The sequence below is a fragment of the Candidatus Pelagibacter sp. HIMB1521 genome, from assembly GCF_052047875.1.
GTDB lineage: Bacteria > Pseudomonadota > Alphaproteobacteria > Pelagibacterales > Pelagibacteraceae > Pelagibacter.
Map to the genome: position 1 here is coordinate 1 of NZ_JBNAIZ010000026.1, position 3,484 is coordinate 3,484.

At 24.4% G+C, this 3,484-nt stretch carries 4 protein-coding genes; all 4 read left to right on the plus strand.

The window, feature by feature from the left end; genetic code table 11:
• Positions 1–1,195 (plus strand): O-antigen ligase family protein (locus tag ACTTA5_RS07520; protein ID WP_440649163.1); only part of this gene is annotated, 1,195 nt, incomplete at its 5' end.
• Complete coding sequence (gmd, locus tag ACTTA5_RS07525; protein WP_440649165.1) at positions 1,192–2,232, plus strand: GDP-mannose 4,6-dehydratase; 1,041 nt, start codon at positions 1,192–1,194, stop codon at positions 2,230–2,232. The genes ACTTA5_RS07520 and gmd, both read left to right, overlap by 4 nt.
• Positions 2,225–3,163 carry a GDP-L-fucose synthase family protein gene (locus tag ACTTA5_RS07530; RefSeq protein WP_440649167.1) on the plus strand — a complete coding sequence of 313 codons (939 nt, stop codon included), beginning with the start codon at positions 2,225–2,227 and terminating at the stop codon, positions 3,161–3,163. Before gmd ends, ACTTA5_RS07530 begins: the two co-directional genes overlap by 8 nt.
• Positions 3,156–3,484 (plus strand): glycosyltransferase (locus tag ACTTA5_RS07535; RefSeq protein WP_440649169.1); only part of this gene is annotated, 329 nt, incomplete at its 3' end. The genes ACTTA5_RS07530 and ACTTA5_RS07535, both read left to right, overlap by 8 nt.

The following is a 3,484-nucleotide window of genomic DNA, read 5'->3' on the forward strand; positions in this document are numbered from 1 at the left end:
TTTTTATTTAATAATTTCTTTGATTTTTATTTTTGACATATTTATTCAATTTACTTTTGGAAAAAATATACTCGGCTTTCCTTGCCAAATGGATTGTCAAAGAAATTCAAGTTTTTTTCAAGATGAGCTTGTGGCTGGTACATTCATCCTTCATTTTAGTTTGATTGGATTAACATATCATATCTTTAAAGATGAAAATATAATGACAGTAATTTTAATATTTTTGATTTTTTTATCCATTTTTTTTACAGGTGATAGATCTCCATTTGGGATGATTTTAATAATAATAGCGAATTTTTTAATATTCTTTAAAAAATCCAGGATAATTTTTTTAAAAATTTTTCCAATTTTTATAATTAGTATAGTTGTTTTATTATTGTTCTCTGAAAAAACATATAAACGTTATATTAGCAACACTTATAATATATTTTCATCATCAGAATTAAATGTTTCAACTTTCAATTTTTTAATTGAAAAAAATAAAAAACAACTAGAATTAATAGATTACATTGAAAAAAATCCTCAAAAAATAAATGAAGAAATAATTATGAGGAAATTATATGAGTCTGATATTTTCTATTTATTTGAACAAAATGAGAACTATAAATATTTGGTAGATTCAGATTTTAACAAAATAAAAAAAAATTTAAAAAATATAAAAAATTTAATTTTTGACGAAATGGAAGTTTATCAAAAAAGAAAATTTAATGTCGCAAGAGTAAATAATGAAAGAAAAGATAAAGGAAAACTTGATAAATGGTATAATCGTTTTTTTGATAGCCAATACGGTGCTCATTATTTGACAGCATTTAATATCTTTTTAGATAATTTTTATTTTGGAGCTGGTTTAAAAAGCTTTAGAGTAATTTGTGAGGATTATAATGATATCAATTCTTTATCTTTATCATCAAGATGTTCAACACATCCTCATAATACCCACCTAGAAATTTTGAGTGAATTTGGAATTGTAGGGTACGCTTTATTCCTAGCTTTAATTTTTATAGTTTTAAAAGAATTTTTTTTAAGCTATTCCCCAAATAATTTCTCATTTTTCTTAATTTTTTCTCTATTATTATCTAAATTTTTTCCACTCTTACCGTCTGGCTCTTTTTTTTCATCTCTAAATGCAACATACTTTTGGCTAACTTTATCTATATTTTTTCTTATAAAACATTTAAAAATAATGAAAAAATGAAAAAAAAAATTGCTCTTATTACAGGTGTTACTGGCCAAGATGGGGCCTACTTATCTCGTTTTTTACTGAAAAAAGGATATATTGTACACGGTATAAAAAGACGTTCGTCTTCCTTAAATACGTGGCGTATAGATGGGATTTACGATGATCCTTTAAAAACAAAAAGCAAATTTTTTCTACATCATGGTGATATGACTGACTCACTTTCATTAGAAAGAATAATTAAAATGGTTAAGCCAAGTGAGATATATAATTTAGCAGCACAATCACACGTCAAAGTTTCTTTTGAACAACCAGAATATACAGCAAATACTACAGCAATAGGAGCACTTAGAATTTTAGAATGTATAAAAAACTTTGACAAACGTATCAAATATTATCAAGCTGGTACCTCGGAACTTTTTGGTGTTTCAAAATCTAAATTTCAAGACGAAAACACACCATTTTATGCTAGAAGCCCATACTCAGCTGCAAAGTTATATGCGCATTGGATTACTATAAATTATAGAGAGGCCTATAATTTATTTGCATGCAATGGCATTTTATTTAATCATGAAAGTCCTATGAGAGGAGAAACGTTTGTAACAAAAAAAATTATATCAGGTTTAATAAAAATTAAATATGGAATTGAAAAAAAACTAATTCTTGGAAATTTGTATTCTAAAAGAGATTGGGGACATGCTAAAGATTATGTTGAAGCAATGTGGTTAATGTTACAACAAAAAAAACCTAGAGATTTCGTTATAGCAACTGGTAAACAATATTCTGTTAAAAAATTTATTGAAATGACATGCAAAGAATTAAACATAAATATATCTTGGAAAGGCAAAGGTATAAATATCAAAGGTATAAATGAACAAGGAAAAATAATTATAGAGTGTAATAAAAAATACTTTAGACCAACGGAAGTCGAAAGTTTGTTGGGAAGCACGAAAAAAGCAAATAAATATTTAAATTGGAAACCTAAAACACCAATTAAAAAATTAATTAAAGATATCATTGATTTTGAAAAAAAATCTTTAAAAGTAAATGGATAAAAACAGCAAAATATTTCTTGCTGGTAGTTCAGGTTTAGTTGGATCAGCTATTTATAAAAGATTAAAATATTTTGGTTATAAAAATATAATAACGTCAAAAAAAAAAAATTTAAATTTTCTTAATCAAAAAAAAACAGAAATCTTTTTACAAAAACAAAAACCTGATTATGTAATTGTTGCGTCTGCAAAAGTTGGAGGTATAGTCTCTAATAATTCATTTCCAGCAAATTTTATTTATGAAAATCTAGCTATTGAAAAAAATATTATACATGGTTCATACTTAGCTGGCGTAAAAAACTTACTATTTCTTGGATCTAGCTGTGTTTATCCAAAAAAAAGTAAGCAGCCAATAAAAGAGGAGTATTTATTAAAAGGTGAGCTAGAAAAAACAAACGAGGCTTATGCTGTAGCAAAAATTATTGGTATAAAAATGTGTGAATATTATTCTAAGCAATATAAATTAAATTATTTCACAATTATGCCGTGTAACGTCTTTGGTCCTAATGATAATTATAATCCATTATCAAGTCATTTTTTGCCAGCTTTAATAAAAAAAATTCATTTTGCAAAAATCAAAAGAAACAAACAAATAAAATTATGGGGTTCTGGAAAACCTTTACGTGAAGTTATTTTTTCTGAAGATTTAGCTGATATTTGTATATTTTTGTTAAAAAAAAAACACGGCATGAACTTAATAAATGTTGGATCTAATATTGAACTAAGCATAACAAATTTTGCAAAAGAAATTATGAAAATTTTAAATTACAAATGTGCTATAAAATACGACAAATCAAAACCTGATGGTGTTAAAAGAAAAAAATTAGATACATCTTTGATAAAAAAATTAGGCTGGAAAAAAAAATATTATTTTTCAAAAAATATTCTAAAAACTTATGAGTCTTTTTTAGAGACTTATAAAATAAATGTTTAAGTTAACAATAATAACTGTAGTAAAAAATGACAATCAGAATATTTTGAATACAGTTAATTCAGTTCTTAAACAAAAAAATTGTAACTTTGAATATATAATATGTGATGGAAATTCATCCGATACAACTTTTCATAAATTAAAAAGTCACAAAAGTAAAAAAATTAAAATTTTTAAAGAAAAAGATAAAAATTTATATGATGGAATTAATAAGTGCATTAAAAAATCAAAAGGTAGTTATATTTTCTTGATACATTCTGGAGATGTTTTTTATGACGAATTTGTTTTACAAAAAATACAAAAAAAAATAATTAAGAATCCTGA